This window comes from Citrobacter sp. S55_ASV_140 (assembly GCF_018919505.1).
GTDB classification, from domain to species: domain Bacteria; phylum Pseudomonadota; class Gammaproteobacteria; order Enterobacterales; family Enterobacteriaceae; genus Citrobacter; species Citrobacter werkmanii.
In genome coordinates this window covers 1-1076 of record NZ_JAHLQZ010000393.1, presented here as the reverse complement: position 1 = coordinate 1076, position 1076 = coordinate 1, and the positions used below count along the sequence as shown (strand labels likewise).

The 1076-nt window shown below is 68.0% G+C and carries 1 protein-coding gene; it reads right to left on the bottom strand.

All coding sequences use genetic code 11. The annotated features are described in order from the left end of the window. Positions 1–1076: Ig-like domain-containing protein (locus KQJ18_RS24090; protein WP_216422966.1), on the bottom strand; the 1076-nt coding region annotated here is incomplete at both ends.

Sequence of the window (1076 nt, the reverse complement as noted above, 5' to 3'; positions counted from 1 at the left end):
CCGTCGGCCAGCGCGGTGCTGTCAATATGCCACTGCCCGTCGGCGGCCTTCGTCGCCGCCACCGGGGTGCCGCCGTCAATACTCACCATCACGCTGAACGCGTCCGGATCGGTGCTGACAGTGAAGCCCGGCGTGGCGTCGCGGGTCTGGTTGTCGCCGGGGGTGCCGGTGTCGTCGCTCAGCGTGATCACCGGCGCCGCCACGCGGGTGTCCACCGTCACAGCCAGCGCGGTGGAGGTCTGCACGTTCCCCGCGTCGTCGGTCACCTGCACCGTGACGCTGTACGTCCCGTCCGCCAGTTCCGGCGCGGTAAAGGTCCACGTCCCGTCCGTCAGTGTCGCCGGGTAAGCGGTCCCGTTGATCAGCACCTGCACGCTGGTCACATCGGCGTCGATACTGCCCAGCGTGAACGCCGGCGTGGTGTCGCGGGTGATGTTGTCGCTGTTGCTGCTGCCGCTGTCTGACGCATCCGCCAGATCGATGGTCGGCACCGACAGCGTGGTGTCCACCGTAAAGGTCAGGGTGGCCGAGTCCGCGGTGTTGCCGGCCAGGTCGGTGACGGTGGCCACGATGGTGTGGTCGCCGTCGGCCAGCGCGGTACTGTCAATATGCCACTGCCCGTCGGCGGTCTTCGTCGCCGCCACCGGGGTGCCGCCGTCGATGCTCACCATCACGCTGACGGCGTCGTTCTCCGTGATGATGGCAAAGCCCGGGGTGGTGTCGTTAGTCTGGTTGTCGCCGGGGGTACCGGTGGCGTCGCTCAGCGTGATCACCGGCGCCGCCACGCTGGTGTCCACCGTCATGGCCAGCACCGTGGAGGTCTGCACGTTCCCCGCGTCGTCGGTCACCTGCACCGTGACGCTGTAGTCGCCGTCCGCCAGCTCCGGGGCGGTAAAGGTCCACGTCCCGTCCGTCAGTGTCGCCGGGTAAGCGGTGCCGTTGATCAGCACCTGCACGCTGGTCACATCGGCGTCGATACTGCCCAGCGTGAAGGCCGGGGTGGTGTCGCGGGTGATGTTGTCGCTGTTGCTGCTGCCGCTGTCTGACGCATCCGCCAGATCGATGGTCGGCACCGA